Genomic DNA, 18,124 nt, shown 5'->3' on the forward strand with positions numbered 1-18,124 from the left:
ATCTTCCCGCCGTCGGTCCGACGAACCTGGCGCCGGTCGTGCCTGCCGACGCGTACGTGTTGATCGAGACGCGGTTTCCTTATTTCAACCCGGATCAGCCCTACGGCCTGGCTCAGCTCGACGCGATTCTCGCCACCACCGAATTGCCGTCGGGCGGGGCGCTCGACAACGGCTCCGGCTGGGCCCGCCTCAATCTCTACGCCGCCGCCGGCGGTTACGGCGCCTTTCCCAGCAACGTCACGGTCGACATGAACGCCGCGCTCGGCGGCTTCAACGCCTTCGACGTCTGGAGCAACGCCATCAGCGGTCCCGGCGGCCTGACCCTGCAAGGCTCGGGAACCCTGGTGCTGGCGGGCGACGACACGTTCACCGGCGGCGTCAACGTGCAGGGGGGCGCGCTCGGCGTCACTGGCAGTCTGCTCGGCCCGCTGTCGGTCTCGCCCGGCGCCGCCTTCGTGCTCGGCGACACGGGCGTGTTCACCGGCGTCCTGACCAACAATGGCGGCGTCGACAACGAGGGCGTCATGACCGGGACCTTCGCCGGTTCGGGGGCATTCACCAATTTCGGCTTTCTCTCCGGCGTCGGCGATTTCGGTTCACTCGATCTGCGCCCCGGATCGACGATCGCGCTCGGAAATTCGATCGGCGCGATCCATGTCGCGGACAACTTGACCGTCGCGGCAGGCGCCACCTATCAGGTGAAGGTCGCCGAAGACAGCGCCGATCAGATCGAAGTCGGCGGGATCGCGACGCTGTCGGGTGGCGCGGTCGCCGCGAGCATGCTCGGCGCCAGCTTGGAGGTCGGCCACGCCTATCCGATCCTCGTCGCGGCCGGCGGCGTCAACGGCGCATTTGACAACGTCAGCATCGACAATCTGCCTTTTCTCCAACCGTTGTTGAGCTACGACGCCGACGACGTGTTCCTGACGCTGGCGCGCAACGGCGTTTCTTACGCCAGCCTCGCAACGACGCCCAACCAGGTTGCGGTGGCCGACGCCGCCGGCGCCGGGCCGGCGGGAAGCGGCCTCGACCTGGCGTTGGACGTCCAATCCGCAACAGGCGCTCCGCGCGCCTTCGACGCGCTCTCGGGCGAGGTCTACGCCAGCGCCGAGACGGCGATGCTCAACGACAGTCTGTATCTACGCGAGGCGTTGTTGGCGCGGATGCGTCAGGCCTCTTTCGCCGACGCCTTCGGCCCAACGGCGGCGCTCGGGTCCGGCGGCCCGACGACGACGGCGTACGGTGACGACCTCGGGTCGCCGCCCGCGGCGTCCGCTCTGACCAATGCAGGCGGCGGAAAGCCGACGATTGCGCCCGGGGTCCCGCCGGCAGCGGTTCCGGCGACCTATGCTTGGATCCAGGCGATCGATTCGTGGGGTCGGATCGGCGGCGACGGCGACGCCGCTGCGGCGAGCCGCTCGCTCGGCGGCTTGTTCGCCGGCGTCGACCGTCGCTTCGACTCCCACTGGCTGGCCGGCGTCGCGGGCGGCTACACCGACTCCTCCGTCAGCGTCAGCGACCGCGGCAGCGCGGCCGACATCGGCGCCGCGCATCTGGCCGGCTATGTGGCGGCCAGTTTCGGTCCCTGGAGTCTGCGCTCAGCTGCGGCGGCGAGCTTCAGCGCCCTCGACGCCACGCGCTCGCTCGCGTTTCCCGGCTTCGCTGAGACGGCGTCCGCCCGCTACGACGCGGTCACGGCGCAAGTCTTCAGCGAGGCGAGCTATCGCATGACGCTCGGTAAGATCGTCGCCGAACCGTTCGGCGGGCTCGCCTTCGCACGTCTCGACGTCGACGGCTTCGCTGAGAACGGCGGCGGCGTCGCCGCGCTCAGCGGATCAGCGAACCATCTCGACATCGGCTATTCCACGCTGGGCGGCAGGGCCGCCGTCGATTATCTCCTGGCCAACGGTACGGCGCTGACGCCGCGCGTCTCGGTCGCCTGGCAGCACGCCCTCGGCTCGCTCACGCCCACGGAGACGCTCACGTTCCAGAGCACGAGCGAGACCTTCGCGGTCGCAGGCCTGCCGATCGCGCGCGACACGGCCCTTTTCGAGAGCGGGCTCGATTTGCGCCTCAGCCCGCGGGCCGAGGTCGGATTGTCCTATTCCGGTCAATACGGCGACCGCGTCATGAGCAACTCGATCAAGGGAAACTTGACCTGGCTGTTCTGACGCGGGTGGGCTCTATCCCCGCGGCGACAATGCGTGCTCTTCAGGGATTGGGGCGGCGGACATCCGCCGCTCTCACTTCATCTCGTATGGATAGATGACCTTCCAGTCGTTCTTCATGTCGACGACCGTCCAACCCTTCGCCTGCGCCGCATCAAGCGCCTTGTCCAGCCGGCCGATCGGGGATCGCCGGTCGTAGGCCCATTCGCGGGCGGAATCGGTGTGATGTACTAGGAGGGCGAAACGCGCGCCCCGCCCGGCCGTTGTCCACTGGAGCATCTGCAGGTCGCCGTCGGAGTTGCCGAACGCGGCGATGGGGCGGCGGCCGATATGCGAGCTGATGGCCACGGGTTTGCCGGCGTTGTCGCTGACGAAGTCGATCTGAGGCAGGCGCGTCAACACTGGCTGGTCGCCCCGCAATTCAAACTTGGTCTTGACGCTGCTCCCGACCACCTGCTCCGGCGGAACGCCGTAAATCTGCTCGGACCAGGCGCGAATGAATTCGATCTCGCCGCCAGATACGATGAAGGTCTTGAAACCGTTCGCACGAAGGTAGGTGAGCAGTTCCAACATCGGCTGATAGACCATCTCGGTGTAGAGTCGTCCAGTCTTCGGATGGCGGGCGTTGGCGATCCAGTCACGAACGATCTGGTCGAACTCCTCGGGGGTCATCCCGGCATGGGTGACGGCAAGGATTCGCGCGACGGCGGGTTCGCCGCCGGCCAGCGCGCCTTTCAGATCGCCATTGAGCGCCGCCGCAAACGGCTGCTCGGTTTTCCATTCGGGGTGCTGCGGGGCGAGCGCCCGCAAACGGTCGAGCGCGAAAATGTACTCGAAATACAGCGGCTGCTCGGACCATAACGTACCGTCGTTGTCGAAGGTGGCGATGCGCTCGGCGACGGGGACGAAGTCCGGCGATCCGTCCTTCGTCACGTTCTCGACGAACGCTTCGATGGCTTTCTTGGCGCCGGTGTCGTTCCACGACGGCAGCGGATCGGCGGCGAAGGCCGCATTCGCCAGCAACAGCAGAGCGAACAGACTTTTGAACAACAGCGTCCTCACGGCAGGAATCCTTTTTGAATGCAGACCGCCGAGGATAGCCGTTGGGTGTTTCTGGATTGAAACGAATTGACGGGGGAAGCGCCGAGGGACCTAGAACGAGTCCCGGCGCGACGATAAGCCGCGCCTGAATCTCTTCAGCGCTCGTCGCCGATTTCCTGGCCGAGGGCGTTTTCCCTTTCGCGTTGTCGGTTCGAAAATTCTTCACGGTTATGGTTGGCGGTGCAACGGTCGACGGGCCCGCTGCTCCGCTGACGACCAAAGGACGAGTCGTGACGACGATCTCACGGCGCCATTTTGGCGCAGGCGCGAGCGCTCTGGCGATTTCTGCTTTTGCAATTGGCCGGGCCGGCGCCGCGGCTTCTTCTTGGCCCAGCGCTCTATCGCCAATCCCCAACGTCATGACGACGCGCCAGAGGACGGTGCTGCCGAATCCGAAACCTTCGGTGAAGATCCGTCCGGACGCGGTCGAAAAATACGCTCCGAACGGCTACGGCGCTTGGCGCTACGGCCCGGGCCTCGACTACGAGAGACGGCTCGATCTGGCGCCGGCTTCCTATACCGCGGCCTCGGTCAAGAGGACGGCGCGCCTCCTGCGCTTCTTTACCATCAGCGACATCCATATCTGCGATAAGGAGTCGCCTTCGTCGGCTATCTACCTTGGGCTCAAGGACGGCGTGACGCCGGGATATTCGCCGGTCATGCTGGGAACGACGCAGGTGCTCGACGCCGCCGTGCGAACGATCAACGCCATCCATGAGCAGCGCCCGATCGACTTCGGCGTCTCTCTCGGCGACGCCTGCAACAACACGCAGTACAATGAATTGAGATGGTACATTGACGTGCTCGATGGCAAGACTGTCACCCCAAGCTCCGGCGCTCACGCCGGCGCCGCGACCATCGACTATCAGAAGCCTTACAAAGCGGCGGGGCTCGACAAGTCGATCAAGTGGTACCAGGCCATCGGCAACCACGATCAGTTCTGGATGGGGACGAACCCCGTCAACGATTACCTGCGGCCGACTTATGTCGGCGAGGAGATCCTCAAGCTCGGCGACCTCTTCACCGACCCCGACGGAATCAATCACCGCGACTATTATATGGGCGCGCTCGATGGCGCGACGCCGTACGGCGCCATTGTTGGCGCGGGACCGGTTGGCAATTTCGCGAGCCCGCCGAAAGTCGTCGCCGACGCGAGTCGCCGTTCGCTCAGGCGGAAAGAATGGATGAACGAGTTCTTCAACACGATGTCGCAGCCGGTCGGCCACGGGTTCTCTCAGGCCAATGTCGACAGCGAATTTGCCTGCTACAGTTTTGCGCCGAAGGCGAGCCTGCCGCTCAAGGTCATCGTGCTCGACGACACCCAGAAGGACGAGGACCCCAACCCGGCCTTTTCCGAGACCAGCTCTCCCGGTTACGGGCACGGCTCGCTCGACAAGGCCCGCTATGACTGGCTGGTCAAGGAGCTCGACGACGGACAGGCGAATGGTCAGCTCATGGTCGTCGCCGCGCACGTGCCGATCGGCGTCGAGCCGGCGAAATCCTACGTCGGCTGGAACTCCGCCGCCTACGTGTCCGAGCCGAATCTGTTCGCCAAGCTGCACGAATATCCAAATCTCGTCCTGTGGATCGCGGGGCATCGCCACTTGAATTGCGTAACCGCGTTCAAATCGCCCGACCCCGCCCGTCCCGAGCTCGGATTCTGGCAGGTCGAGACCTCTTCGTTGCGCGACTTTCCCCAGCAGTTCCGCATGTTCGAAATCGTCCGCAACAGCGACCAGACGATTTCCATCTTCACGACCGATGTCGATCCGGCGGTGAAGGGCGGGTCGCCTGCGGCGCAGTCGCGTTCTTACGCCGCCGCGATCGAACAGATCTACTCGCCCGACAAACTGAGTCCGCATCAACTGCCGCTGCGACCGACCGGCTCGTACAACGCGGAGCTGGTCAAGCCTTTGAGCCCCGCCATGCAGGCGAAACTTCGAACCTACGACGCGCGCTCGGCGACCTGACATAAATTGAGAGGCTGCGCGATGCCGTGCGGGAGCGAATGTCGGCTTGGCCATTTCGACTGCCGTAAGCCGCCATTCCGCTGCCGGCCAGCTCCGGAAATTCAAACTGGCCCACGATCGAATTCCAGCCGCCGTTGCGCGCCGCCGCCCCCGCGCCTAGCATCGACGCATGTTTCTCGCCTTCTTCGCCGCCCTGCGCGAGGCGCGCGTGCCGGTGACGCCGCGCGAATTCCTCGACCTGATGCGGGCCCTCGAGGCCGACCTCGCCGACAAGTCGGTCGAGGACTTCTATCGCCTGTCGCGCGCGCTGCTGGTCAAGGATGAGCGCAACCTCGACAAGTTCGACGTGGTGTTCGCCGAGGTCTTTCGCGGCGCGCTGACGCCCTCGGCCGGCGTCGAGCCGACCGAGATCCCGGCCGAATGGCTGCGCAGGGCGATCGAGCGCATTCTGAGTCCCGAGGAGCGCGCCGAGATCGAGGCGCTCGGCCTCGAAGCGCTGCTGGCGAAGCTGGCTGAGCGCCTTGCCGAGCAGCGCGAGCGCCACCAGGGCGGAAACAAACGGATCGGCACGGCGGGGACTTCGCCCTTCGGCGCTTACGGCGACAATCCCGCCGGCGTGCGCATGGGTCAGGAGCGCTCGCGCCGATCGAGCGCCGTCAAGATCTGGGACAAGCGCGAATTCAAGGACTTCGCCGGCGACGAGGAGCTCGGACCGCGCAACATCCGCTTGGCGCTGAGCCGCCTGCGCCGCTTCGCGCGCGAGGGCGCGGCCGAGGAGCTCGATCTCGACGACACCATCCGTTCGACCGCCGACCACGGCTATCTCGACGTCAAGATGCGTCCGGAGCGCCGCAACGCGGTCAAGGTGCTGCTGTTCCTCGACGTCGGCGGCTCGATGGATTGGCACGTCGAGGCGGCCGAGAGCCTGTTCGCGGCGGCGCGGCTGCAATTCAAGCGGCTCGAGCATTTCTACTTCCACAATTGCCTGTACGAGAGCGTGTGGAAGAGCAACCGCCGCCGCTTCGAGGAACGCACGCCGACAATGGACGTGATCAATTCCTTCGGCCGCGACCATCGCGTCGTCTTCGTCGGCGACGCGGCGATGAGCCCGCACGAGATCCTCGCGCCTGGCGGCTCGGTCGAGCGCCACAATCCCGAGTCGGGAGAGACTTGGCTGAGGCGCGCCGTCGCCCATTGGCCACGCAGCGTGTGGATCAACCCGTCGCCGCCCGAGCAATGGACCTACGCGCAATCGACGCGCATCATCTCAGGCCTGCTCGATCAGCGCATGTATCCGCTCACCCCCGACGGCGTCGAGGCGGCGATGCGCGCGCTGGCGCGTTGATCAATCGCGCACCACCAGCACCGAGCATTGCGCGTGGCGCACGATGGTCTTGGCGTTCGAGCCGAGCAGATAGTCCGACATCACTGGCCGGTGCGAACCCACCACGATGAGGTCGGCGCCCCACTCGGTCGCGTCGCGCAGGAGTTCGTGATAGACGCCGCCGCCCAGCGCCGCCGTCGTCACCCGCTCTTTCGGCAGAGTGAGCTTGGCGGCGATCGCGTCGAGCGCCGCCTCGGCGCGTTTTTCCTGCTCCTCGTCGAAGTCGGCGGGCACGTACTCCATAAAGGTGGCGGGCAGCAGAGGCTGCACGTTGACCAGGCGCAGGTCGCCGCCGCTCTGCGTCGCGAGCTCGAGCGCCTGGTCGAGGCCTTTGGGGTGGACAGTGGGATCGGCGAGATCGACGGCGAGAATGATCCGATGGAACATGGTTTCCTCCTCGGGACGGCCGACGCCGGCGGCGCGAGATTAGGCTGTTTGCGCGCGGCGCGGCAATGCGGCGGGCCAGCGCGCTTCCGGCCCCTGTGGAGGGGACGACAAACCGTTGTTCCCCGGCGACGACATCGCTATAAGGGCGCCGAGTTCACCGGGGAACCGAGAACCATGGGCATTGTCGGCGTTATCGAAGACAACTACCGACCCTCCGATGAAGAGCCGTTCATGAACGAACGGCAAAAGGAGTATTTCCGGCGCAAGCTGATCGCATGGCGCGAATCGATCCTGGCGGAAAGCAAGGAGACGCTTGCCGCATTGCAGAACGAAAGCGAAAATCATCCTGACATCGCCGACCGCGCGTCGTCGGAAACCGACCGCGCGATCGAGCTTCGGGCGCGCGACCGCCAGCGCAAGCTGATCGCCAAGATCGAGGCGGCGCTGACGCGCATCGACGACGGCAGCTACGGTTTCTGCGTCGAAACCGGCGACCCGATCTCGCTGAGAAGGCTCGACGCGCGGCCGATCGCGACGCTGTCGGTCGAGGCGCAGGAACGCCACGAGCGGCGCGAGCGAATCTACCGCGACGAATAAAGACGCTCAGCCGCCGCGCCCGAGCAGGCGGGCCATTTCCGCTTCCAGCGATTCCAGATCGGCGAAGGGATCGTCGCCCTTCGGCTTTCCGGCGCCCGCGGCTTCGCCCGACGGCGGCGCGGGCGGCGCGGCTGGCGGCGGCGCGACGACGGCGGGTCCCTCGTGCGGCGTCGGCAGCGGCGGGGCGCGGCCGCGGATGGTCGGCGGCGTGCCGATCGGCGGCGGCAGGCCTCCCCGCGCCGGCGCCGCCGGGCGCGGCGGAACGGCGGCGATCGGCGGCGGGGCGAGCGGCGGCGGGGCGGCGGGCGGCGGCGGGCCGACGCGCGCCGGCTCCGGCCGGGCGGCGGTCAGGGGGCGCACCAGCGCGGGCGCCGGCTCAGGGCGCGACGGCGGCGGCTCAACCCTGGCCACGACCGGCTCGACGCGCGGCGGCGGCTCGACGCGCGGCGGCGGCTCGCGGACGGCTGGCGGCGGCTCACGGGCGGCTGGCGGCGGCTCACGGACGGCTGGCGGCGGCTCACGGGCGGCTGGCGGCGCCTGGCGGGCGGCAGGGCGCGGCGGGGCGGGCTCGACCCGGCGCAGGATCGGCGCTTCGACGCGCGGCGGCGCGCCGTCGACCGGCGCATGCGGCGGCTCGACGACGGCGACCGGCGGCTTGAGGCTCGGCTCGCGGGGCTGGGCGGCGACGGCGCGCACGATTTGCGATTCCAGCAGCACGTCGTTGGGGCCGCCGATCATGATCAGATGCTCGACATTGTCGCGGCGCACCAGCACCAGCTGGCGCTGACCGTCGAGCGAGAAGGCGTCGACCAGGCCGAGCCGCGGCTGGCGGGCGCGGCTCGCGCCAGGCACCCGCAGACGATGACCGAAAACGAGGCGATAGACGACGGCGAGGATCAGCGCGGCGGCGACGACCACCGCCGCGACGATGGCGATCTTGAGGAAGTTGCCGCTGTCGGACGAAAACAAATTGCTAATCGATGACATGCGATATCCAGTCCGCGGCGACCGTGCGCATTTCCCGGGTTCGTCCCTGTCGCCAAGGGCGATGAAAAAATGTCACTATCAGACTGAGCGCAATTATGCGACTCGCTCCGGGATCGGCGTTCCTATCAGATCATGGGGATCATGAAAACAGGCGCGGTTCGTGATACGCCCGGACGGTTGGCCGAAGGCGGGGCTCGTCCCCGCCCGCCGCGGGCGGCGTCGCGATCGGCAGCCGGCGCGGCCGCAACGCCTTGCGACCGCTCTGGCCGGACCGGCGAGGGAGAGATGGGTTCGCCATGAGCGCCAATTCGCCTCCGACGGTCGACCGGGTCGAGCGCGCCGCCAACCCGGCGCTGCTGCTGGCGCTCGCACTCATCCTGTGCTGCGCCGTGGCGGCGTTCCTGCTGTTGCCGGCCGAACTCGGGGTCAAGGCGATCTCGCTGACAATCGCGCTGCTGGCGATCTTCGGCGTCTTTTCGATCCTGCTCTACGCCTTCGGCCAGCTGCAGTTCGCCGGCCGCGCGAGCCGCTTCGACGTCACCAAGGCGATCGCCGACGGCAACAGCGACGGGCTGATCGTCACCGACGCCGACTCGCGCATCGTCTACGCCAACGACGCCTACCGCGTCTTTTCCGGCGCCAAAGGCGCGGCCGACCTCAAACTGGTCGAGCGGCTGTTCACCGGCGCGCCGGAAGTCTCCGAGGCGGTCTACCGGCTGGCGCAGGCGGCGCGCGGCGGCAAGAGCGCGGTCGAAGAACTGCGCATGGCGCCGCCGCTTTCGGGCGACGGCGCGGCGGCCTGGTACCGCATCCGCGTCCGCCCGCTCGACGGCGTCTCGCGGCGCGGCGCGACGCTGTGGACGGTCAGCGACATCACCCGCGAGCGCGAGCGCCACGAGAGCTTCTTCCAGGACCTGCAGCACGCGATCGACTATCTCGACCATGCGCCGGCGGGCTTCTTCTCCGCCGATCCGGACGGCTCGATCGTCCACATGAACGCGACGCTCGCCAACTGGCTCGACTACGACATCGCCCAGTTCGCCGCCGGCCAGCTCAAACTCGCCGACATCGTCGCCGCCGACGGCGCGGCGCTGCTCAGCGTCGTCTCCGGCCATCCCGGCGAGGTGACGACGGAGCGGTTCGACGTCGACCTCAAGCGCCGCGGCGGCCAGTTTCTGCCGGTGAGGCTGCTGCACCGCGTCGCCTTCTCCAGCGCCGGCCTGCCCGGCCCGTCGCGCACGCTGGCGCTCAACCGGGCTCCCGGCGAGGACGATGGGAACGACCTGCGCGCCGCCGAAGTGCGCTTCGCCCGCTTTTTCAACGCGACGCCGATGGCGATCGCGTCGGTCGCGGCCGACGGCGGCGTGCTGCGCGCCAACGGCGCTTTTGCCCGGCTCGCGCCGGCGGCGCTGAAGCCGCCGGTGGGCGAAGCGCGGCCCTCGCTCTATGCCGGCGTCGCCGAACGCGACCATTCCGCGCTCAGGGAAGCGCTCGCCGCGGCGAGCTCCGGCAAGGGCGACGTCGCTCCGGTCGATCTCGCCCTCTCGGGCGAGCCGCCGCGCTCGGCGCGGTTCTTCGTCTCGGCGGCCGCCGATCCCCAGGGCGACGAAGGCGCGAACGCGACCGTCTTCGCCCTCGACACCACCGAGCAGCGGGCGCTGCAGGAGAGCTTCGTCCAGAGCCAGAAGATGCAGGCCATCGGCCAGCTCGCCGGCGGCATCGCCCACGACTTCAACAACGTCCTGACTGCGATCATCGGCTATTCCGACCTGCTGCTCGCCAACCACCGCGCGACCGATCCGTCCTTCCAGGACATCATGCAGATCAAGCAGAACGCCAACCGGGCCGCCGGCCTGGTGCGGCAGCTGCTCGCCTTCTCGCGCCGCCAGACGCTGCGGCCGCAGACGCTGCAGCTCGGCGAAGTGCTGTCCGACCTGCAGATGCTGCTGCGCCGGCTGGTCGGCGAGACGATCGAGCTCGACGTCGTGCTCGGGCGCGACCTGTGGCTGGTCAAGGCCGACCTCAACCAGTTCGAGCAGGTGATCGTCAATCTGGTCGTCAACGCGCGCGACGCGATGAAGGACGGCGGCAAGATCACGCTGCGCACGCGCAACGTGCCCGCCGCCGAATGCGCCAGCTTCAACGAGAAGTCGCTGATTCCCGCCGACTACGTGTTGGTCGAGGTCGAGGACGAGGGCCACGGCATTCCAGCCCACGTGCGCGACAAGATCTTCGAGCCGTTCTTCACCACCAAGGAAGTCGGCAAGGGCACCGGGCTCGGCCTGTCGATGGTCTACGGCATCGTCAAGCAGACCGGCGGCTACGTGTTCTGCGACAGCGAGGAAGGGGCCGGCGCCGTCTTCCGCATCCTGCTGCCGCGCTTCATACCCGAGGCGGGCGTCGAGCCGGCGAAGAAGGAGCCGGCCAAGCCGGCCGCCGATCTCACCGGCCGCGGCGCGATCCTGCTGGTCGAGGACGAGGAGGCGGTGCGCGCTTTCGCCGCGCGCGCGCTGGCCTCGCGCGGCTACACGGTGCTCGAGGCGGCGACCGGCGTCGAGGCGCTCAGGGTCGTCGAGGGCGCAGCCGCGATCGATCTGATCGTCTCCGACGTCATCATGCCGGAGATGGACGGGCCGACCATGCTCACCGAGCTCAGGCGGCGCGGCCTCAACGTCAAGATCATCTTCGTCTCCGGCTACGCCGACGACGCCTTCGCCCGCAACCTCCCCGAAGGCCAGGAGTTCCTTTTCCTGCCCAAGCCTTTCACGCTCAAGCAGTTGATTGAAACGGTGAAGAGCGCGATGAGTTGAGGGTGGGCGACCGGGGGAGGCGGCGAACCCGGCGACGCGAAGCGAGATCCCGATGCGTTTTGAGGGCACGGCGACCTATGTCGCCAGCGACGAACTGAAGACGGCGGTCAATGCGGCGATCCGCCTCGAGCGGCCGCTGCTGATCAAGGGCGAGCCGGGGACGGGCAAGACGCTGCTCGCCCAGGAGATCGCCGACGTGATCGGCGCGCCGCTGATCGCCTGGCACATCAAGTCGACCACCCGCGCCCAGCAGGGGCTCTACGAATACGACGCGGTCGCGCGCCTGCGCGATTCGCAGCTCGGCGAAGCGCGCGTCTCCGACATCCGCAACTACATCCGCCGCGGCCGGCTGTGGGAGGCGTTTGCGGCGCCGCAGCGGCCGGTGCTGCTGATCGACGAGATCGACAAGGCCGACATCGAATTCCCCAACGACCTGCTGCTGGAGCTCGACCGGATGGAGTTCCACGTCTACGAGACCGGCGAGACGATCAAGGCGGAGCGGCGGCCGATCGTCGTCATCACCTCCAACAACGAGAAGGAGCTGCCCGACGCGTTCCTGCGCCGCTGCTTCTTCCACTACATCCGCTTTCCCGACCCGGAGACGATGCAGGCAATTGTCGCGGCGCATTATCCCGGCATCAAGCCGCGCCTGCTCGGCGACGCGTTGCGCGCCTTTTTCGCCATGCGCGAAACGCCGGGCCTGAAGAAGAAGCCGTCGACCTCGGAGCTGCTCGACTGGCTGAAGCTGCTGCTCAGCGACGACGTCGCCGCCGAGACCTTGCGCGAGCAGGATCCGCGCAAGCTGATCCCGCCGCTCCACGGCGCGCTGCTGAAGAACGAGCAGGACGTGCACCTGTTCGAGCGGCTGGCGTTTCTCGACCGCCGCGAGCGAAGCCGTTAGCGGCGCGCCGACAGGCTCGCCTTCGCCACAAGGAATTCCCGATGCGCCGATTGCTGCTGTTCCGCCACGCCAAAGCGGCCGTCGCCGCCGGCCACGACGATCACGAGCGCGCGCTGATGGAGCGCGGCCGCCGCGACGCGGCGCGGGTCGCCGCCTTCATCGCCGCTTCCGGCCTGACGCCTGAGCTGGTGGTCCATTCCGGCGCGCGGCGCGCGAAAGAGACCGCCGAGATCGCGCGCGCCGTCTGGCCGCGTCTGATCGAGGCGCGGGTCGAGCCGCGCCTTTACGAAGCCTCGCGCCCCACGGTCGAAGCGATCGTGCGCGCCCTGCCCGACGGCTCAGCGAGCGTGATGGTGGTCGGCCACAACCCGAGTCTCGCCGACGTCGCCAACCATCTGGTCGGCCACGGCGCCGACCTCGACCTGCTGCGAATCTCGGCGAAATTTCCGACCGCCAGCCTGGCGGCGCTCGAGTTCGACGTCGCCCATTGGCGCGACGTGCAGCCAGGTTCGGCCAAGCTCGCCTGCTTCGCCACGCCCGACGACCCCAAGCTGGAGAAGGTGTGAGGGGAAGCGCGCGGACGCGCCCTCATCCGGCGCTTCGCGCCACCTTCTCCCGCAAGCGGGAGAAAGGTTTCGCCCCCTCTCCCGCTCGCGGGAGAGGGCTGGGGTGAGGGCAATTGCGTCGCAAGCCGTGCGCGAAGGGACGCACCGCCGCGTCGCCGTCAAGCGGCTGACGCCGCTCCTCCGCCGCGCTGCGGCCGCTTCGCGGTGACTGCGCCGCCGCGATGCGTCAGTGGGTTTCCGAGCTCTTGCTGAAAGCTCCGGCCTGATGGGCCGGGGCTTTCAGCAAGACCTCGAATGCAAAACGCCCGAAACGCGCGCAGCGGTCAAGCCTCGCGCGAGCGACCGCGCCAGCGGCGCTTCGCTCGTCAGAGCGAAGCAGGCTTGACGGCGAGCACGGTTCGGGCAGGCGACGTCCGCTGCTTTACGCCGCCGCGTCGCGCATCGCGGCTTCGACGGCGGCGAGCGCGTCGGCCGCCTTCGCGCCTTCCGGGCCGCCGGCCTGCGCCATGTCGGGGCGGCCGCCGCCGCCCTTGCCGCCGAGCGCCGCCGCGCCGCGGCGCACGAGTTCGACGGCGTTGAAGCGGGCGGTGAGATCGCCGGTGACGCCGACGACCAGGCTCGCCTTGCCGTCCTCGGCGGTCGCGACGATCGCCGCGACGCCCGAGCCGAGGCTCTGCTTGGCTTCGTCGGCGAGCGACTTCAGGTCCTTCATCTCGACGCCGGAAACCTGGCGGGCGTAGAACTTGACGCCGGCGACCTCGCGCGGGGCGTCGCCGCCGCCGGTTCCGCCGCCCATCGCCAGCTTGCGGCGCGCGTCGGCGAGTTCGCGCTCGAGCTTCTTGCGCTCGTCGATCAGCGCTTCGAGCCGGCCGCCGACCTCGCCGACCGGCGCGCGCAATTGCGCGGCGAGATCGGCGAGCGCGCGCGAGTCCGCGTTGAGGCGATGGCGCGCCGCGTCGCGCGTGCGAGCCTCGATGCGGCGCACGCCGGCGGCGACCGCGCTTTCGCCGACGATCGAGACGAGGCCGATGTCGCCAGTGCGCGCGACATGGGTGCCGCCGCACAATTCGACCGAGTACGGATGCGGGCCGTTGTCGCCGCCCTCGATCGTCCCCATCGACACGACGCGCACTTCGTCGCCGTATTTCTCGTCGAACAGCGCCCGCGCGCCCGAGGCGCGCGCTTCGTCGAGCCCCATCAGGCGGGTGACCACCGGCGCGTTCTCGAGCACGACGCGATTGGCGATGTCCTCGACCGCGGCGAGTTCCGCGTCGGTGATCGGCTTGGGATGGGCGATATCGAAGCGCAGGCGGTCGGGCGAGACCAGCGAGCCTTTCTGCGCGACGTGGTCGCCGAGCACCTGCCGCAACGCCTCGTGCAGCAGATGGGTCGCCGAATGGTTGGCGCGCGTCGCCGAGCGCGCGGCATGGTCGACCCGCAGCGCCAGCGCCGCGCCGACCTCCAGCGTCCCCTCCTCGACCTCGACCTCGTGGACGATCAGGTCGCCGAGCCGCTTCTTCGTATCGAGCACGGCGAGCCGCAGGCCGGGCGCGAGCATCCGCCCGACGTCGCCGACCTGGCCGCCGGACTCGCCGTAGAACGGCGTCTGGTTGAGGACGAGCCAGCCGCGCTCGCCGCGCCCGAGCGAGCCGACCTCGGCGCCGTCGCGCACGATCGCGCTCGCCACGCCCTCGGCGGTCTCGGTCTCGTAGCCGAGGAACTCGGTCGCGCCGAGCCGCTCGCGCAAAGAAAACCACACCGTCTCGGTCGCCGCTTCGCCCGAGCCCGCCCAGGCCTTGCGCGCCTCGGCGCGCTGGCGCTCCATCGCCGCGGCGAAACCGTCGTCGTCGACGCCCATGCCGCGCGCGCGCAGCGCGTCCTGGGTCAGATCAAGCGGGAAGCCATAGGTGTCGTAGAGCTTGAACGCGACCTCGCCGGCGAGCTTGGCGCCGGGCCCGAGCGCGCGCGTCTCCTCCTCCAGGATCGCCAGGCCGCGCACCAGCGTCGAACGGAAGCGCGTCTCCTCGAGCTTCAGCGTTTCGGAGATCAGCGTCTCTGCGCGCAAGAGCTCGGGATAGGCCTGCCCCATTTCGCGCGTCAGCGCCGGGACGAGCCGCCACATCAGCGGCTCTTTCGCGCCCAGCAGCTGGGCGTGGCGCATGGCGCGGCGCATGATCCGGCGCAACACATAGCCGCGCCCCTCGTTCGACGGCAGCACGCCGTCGGCGACGAGGAAGGCGGAGGCGCGCAGATGGTCGGCGACGACGCGGTGTGAGACTTTCTGCGGCCCGTCGGGATCGACGCCAGTCGCCTCGGCGCTGGCGCGGATCAGCGCCCGCATCAGGTCGATGTCGTAGTTGTCGTGCTTGCCCTGCAGCACCGCGGCGACGCGCTCGAGCCCCATGCCGGTGTCGATCGACGGGCGCGGCAGATGGGTGCGCTCGCCGCCGACCAGCGTCTCGTACTGCATGAAGACGAGATTCCAGATCTCGATGTAACGGTCGCCGTCAGCGTCGGGCGAGCCGGGCGGGCCGCCGGGGATCTTGTCGCCATGGTCGTAGAAGATTTCCGAACACGGGCCGCACGGGCCGGTGTCGCCCATCGCCCAGAAATTGTCGTTGGTGGCGATGCGGACGATGCGCGATTCCGGCAGGCCGGCGATGCGCTTCCACAGCGAGAACGCGTCGTCGTCGTCGTGATAGACCGTCACCCACAGCCGGTCCTTGGCCAGACCGAATTCCTTGGTGATCAGGCTCCAGGCGAGCTCGATCGCCAGCGGCTTGAAATAGTCGCCGAACGAGAAGTTGCCGAGCATCTCGAAGAAGGTGTGATGGCGCGCGGTGTAGCCGACGTTGTCGAGGTCGTTGTGCTTGCCGCCGGCGCGCACGCATTTCTGCGCGGTGACGGCGCGGTTGTAGGGCCGCCGCTCGACGCCGGTGAAGACGTTCTTGAACTGCACCATGCCGGCGTTGGTGAACATCAACGTCGGATCGTTGCGCGGCACCAGCGAACTCGAAGCGACGATCTCGTGGCCGTTCCTGGCGAAGAACTGCAGGAAGCTCGATCGGATCTCGTTGACGCCGCTCATCTTACGCAAAGGCCCCGAGGCTCGAGGAGAAATTCCCCAAGCCTTCTAATGCATGGCGCGGCGAAGGCAAACCCGGCCCCCGCGGCGGCGGGCGACGGCGGGCGGCCCGCGCAAGCGGCGCATGGCCACGACGCGCCGGCGACCCGCCAAGCGCCGCCATGCGCCTCCCTTTCGTCGCAGACTCGAGGATTCAGCGCCTTGTCCGGGGCGATGGGCCCCTGTGGCGGCGTCGCGACGCGGCCGCGCCGAGCAAGAAAACGGCGCGGCCGCGCGCTCGCCGGCCGAGACGGCGTTAGGCCGCCCTGCGGCGGTCGGACGCGCTTGTTAACAGGGGGGACGCGCGCGTCCGACAGGACGGTTCAGACGTCGTCGGCTTCGGCTTCTGCGGGATCGGAATTGTCGAGGATGCGCTCGGCGATCAGGCCGGCGTTTTCGCGGATCGACTTCTCGATGCGATCGGCCATCTCGGGATTGGCCTTCAGATAGGCCTTGGCGTTCTCCCGCCCCTGGCCGAGGCGCTGGCTGTCGAAGGAGAACCAGGCGCCCGACTTCTCCACCACCCCGGCCTTGACGCCGAGGTCGATCAATTCGCCGTTCTTGGAAATGCCTTCGCCGTACATGATGTCGAACTCGACCTGCTTGAACGGCGGCGCGACCTTGTTCTTGACTACCTTGACCCGGGTCTGATTGCCGATGACCTCCTCGCGGTCCTTGATCGCGCCGATGCGGCGGATGTCGAGCCGCACGGAAGCGTAGAACTTGAGCGCGTTGCCGCCGGTGGTGGTCTCGGGCGAACCGTACATGACGCCGATCTTCATCCGGATCTGGTTGATGAAGATCACCATGGTGTTGGAGCGCGAGATCGAGGCGGTGAGCTTGCGCAACGCCTGGCTCATCAGGCGCGCCTGCAGGCCGGGCTGCGAATCGCCCATTTCGCCCTCGATCTCGGCGCGCGGGGTCAGCGCCGCCACCGAGTCGATCACCAGCACGTCGATCGCGCCGGAGCGCACCAGCGTGTCGGTGATTTCCAGCGCCTGTTCGCCGGTGTCGGGTTGGGAAATCAGCAGGTCCTCGAGATTGACGCCGAGTTTGCGGGCGTAAATGGGATCGAGCGCGTGCTCGGCGTCGACGAAAGCGCAGACGCCGCCGCGCTTCTGCGCCTCGGCGATGACGTGCAGGGTCAGGGTCGTCTTGCCCGAGGATTCCGGTCCGTAAATCTCGACCACGCGGCCGCGCGGCAAGCCGCCGACGCCGAGCGCGATGTCGAGGCCGAGCGAGCCGGTCGGGATCGTCTCGACCTCGGCGACCTTGACGTTCTTGCCCAGGCGCATGATCGAGCCTTTGCCGAAGGCGCGTTCGATCTGCGACAGCGCGGCGTCGAGCGCCTTGGTCTTATCCACAATCGGCCCTTCCACGACGCGAAGATTCGGCTGGCTCACGGCTCGACTCCTTCTCTCACGGTCGGCGCTTCCGAGGCAACTGCGATGCGTCCCCGGCGACCCCCTCGTGACGCACTATGTGCATGGTTTGTTCTCGTGCGCAAGTTCTTTTTTTGTTCCAGAGTATGCACTTCGCATAATTCAACGTATTGACATTGGTTAATATTGCTTTCGTAGCCGATCGGGGGCATCGGCCTTGGTGGACTTGACGTCTATCTTGACGAGATACCGGCTGTTGATTTCCTTCGAGACTGCCTGTAAGGTTTGGGCCGAAAGGAATCAGTCGTGTTGGATAAATATGACAAACAGGCGATTCTGGCGCTTCTGATCCGCCAGGTACGCGCGCAGGACGTCAATGCCCGAGAAAGGGCGATCCGCGACGCCGCCATAAAGGTTATCAAAGAGACCGACGACGCACAGGCAATCATCCGCGATGCGCTTCGAGCCTTCGGGTTTGATCCCAAGGTGCCCAAGATGTGGGATGCGGTGAGGGAGGCTATCGGCGCCGAACTTTTCGACAGCGCTTTCACTATCGCTCGCGCAAATGTGCCTGAAATTGGGGCAAGCGGCGAAGAGGAGGAGGAAGGAGAAGAGGAGGAGGAAGAAGGGGGCGACCAGACCGTTTCTAGTAAGCCAGAAGATGCAACCGACAACGCCAACGATTCGACCCCACTCCCCAATATCCGCGAACTGGTCCTCGACCGTCTGCTAGCGGCCGGCGGAGCC

At 67.8% G+C, this 18,124-nt stretch carries 13 protein-coding genes; 8 read left to right on the top strand and 5 right to left on the bottom strand.

Annotated features, from left to right (window positions below):
• Positions 1 to 2,171 (top strand): autotransporter family protein (locus ABSF49_RS12080; protein ID WP_424112901.1); only part of this gene is annotated, 2,171 nt, incomplete at its 5' end.
• A 72-nt stretch (positions 2,172 to 2,243) separates the two neighbouring features.
• Here ABSF49_RS12080 and ABSF49_RS12085 read toward each other — a convergent pair.
• On the bottom strand, positions 2,244 to 3,230 hold the full coding sequence (locus tag ABSF49_RS12085; RefSeq protein WP_424112902.1) for an HAD family hydrolase: 987 nt from the start codon (positions 3,228 to 3,230) through the stop codon (positions 2,244 to 2,246).
• A 398-nt stretch (positions 3,231 to 3,628) separates the two neighbouring features.
• Between ABSF49_RS12085 and ABSF49_RS12090 the strand changes: the two genes are divergently transcribed.
• Both ABSF49_RS12090 and ABSF49_RS12095 read left to right on the top strand, forming a co-directional pair.
• A complete protein-coding gene (locus ABSF49_RS12090; protein WP_424112903.1) occupies positions 3,629 to 5,239 on the top strand; it encodes a TIGR03768 family metallophosphoesterase in 1,611 nt (536 codons plus the stop codon).
• 169 nt (positions 5,240 to 5,408) lie between these two features.
• Positions 5,409 to 6,584: a vWA domain-containing protein gene (locus ABSF49_RS12095; RefSeq protein ID WP_424112904.1), complete on the top strand. Its 1,176-nt coding sequence runs from the start codon at positions 5,409 to 5,411 to the stop codon at positions 6,582 to 6,584.
• Here the strand turns inward: ABSF49_RS12095 and ABSF49_RS12100 are convergent, their stop codons facing one another.
• Entirely contained in the window at positions 6,585 to 7,010 is a 426-nt protein-coding gene (locus ABSF49_RS12100; protein WP_424112905.1) for a universal stress protein, read from the bottom strand.
• A 174-nt stretch (positions 7,011 to 7,184) separates the two neighbouring features.
• Here ABSF49_RS12100 and dksA point away from each other — a divergent pair, with 174 nt between their 5' ends.
• A complete protein-coding gene (dksA, locus tag ABSF49_RS12105) occupies positions 7,185 to 7,607 on the top strand; it encodes an RNA polymerase-binding protein DksA (RefSeq protein ID WP_424112913.1) in 423 nt (140 codons plus the stop codon).
• A gap of 6 nt (positions 7,608 to 7,613) precedes the next feature.
• Here the strand turns inward: dksA and ABSF49_RS12110 are convergent, their stop codons facing one another.
• On the bottom strand, positions 7,614 to 8,594 hold the full coding sequence (locus ABSF49_RS12110; protein ID WP_424112906.1) for a hypothetical protein: 981 nt from the start codon (positions 8,592 to 8,594) through the stop codon (positions 7,614 to 7,616).
• 296 nt (positions 8,595 to 8,890) lie between these two features.
• Between ABSF49_RS12110 and cckA the strand changes: the two genes are divergently transcribed.
• The 3 genes from cckA to ABSF49_RS12125 are packed head-to-tail and all read left to right on the top strand — an operon-like array spanning position 8,891 to position 12,871.
• Positions 8,891 to 11,404, top strand: coding sequence for a cell cycle histidine kinase CckA (gene cckA, locus ABSF49_RS12115; protein WP_424112907.1), 2,514 nt, complete (start codon positions 8,891 to 8,893; stop codon positions 11,402 to 11,404).
• Positions 11,405 to 11,456: 52 nt separating this feature from the next.
• Entirely contained in the window at positions 11,457 to 12,305 is an 849-nt protein-coding gene (locus tag ABSF49_RS12120; protein ID WP_424112908.1) for an AAA family ATPase, read from the top strand.
• A 41-nt stretch (positions 12,306 to 12,346) separates the two neighbouring features.
• Entirely contained in the window at positions 12,347 to 12,871 is a 525-nt protein-coding gene (locus tag ABSF49_RS12125) for a SixA phosphatase family protein (RefSeq protein ID WP_424112909.1), read from the top strand.
• A gap of 421 nt (positions 12,872 to 13,292) precedes the next feature.
• Here the strand turns inward: ABSF49_RS12125 and alaS are convergent, their stop codons facing one another.
• Both alaS and recA read right to left on the bottom strand, forming a co-directional pair.
• The gene (alaS, locus tag ABSF49_RS12130; protein ID WP_424112910.1) at positions 13,293 to 15,959 is read right to left on the bottom strand and encodes an alanine--tRNA ligase; all 2,667 of its coding nucleotides are present in this window, start codon (positions 15,957 to 15,959) and stop codon (positions 13,293 to 13,295) included.
• Positions 15,960 to 16,318: 359 nt separating this feature from the next.
• On the bottom strand, positions 16,319 to 17,398 hold the full coding sequence (recA, locus tag ABSF49_RS12135; RefSeq protein ID WP_424112911.1) for a recombinase RecA: 1,080 nt from the start codon (positions 17,396 to 17,398) through the stop codon (positions 16,319 to 16,321).
• A gap of 285 nt (positions 17,399 to 17,683) precedes the next feature.
• On the opposite strand from recA, the gene ABSF49_RS12140 reads away from it, so the two are divergent.
• A partial coding sequence (locus ABSF49_RS12140) for a carboxymuconolactone decarboxylase family protein (protein ID WP_424112912.1) occupies positions 17,684 to 18,124 on the top strand: 441 nt, incomplete at its 3' end.

This window comes from Roseiarcus sp. (assembly GCF_049514155.1).
GTDB lineage: Bacteria > Pseudomonadota > Alphaproteobacteria > Rhizobiales > Beijerinckiaceae > Roseiarcus.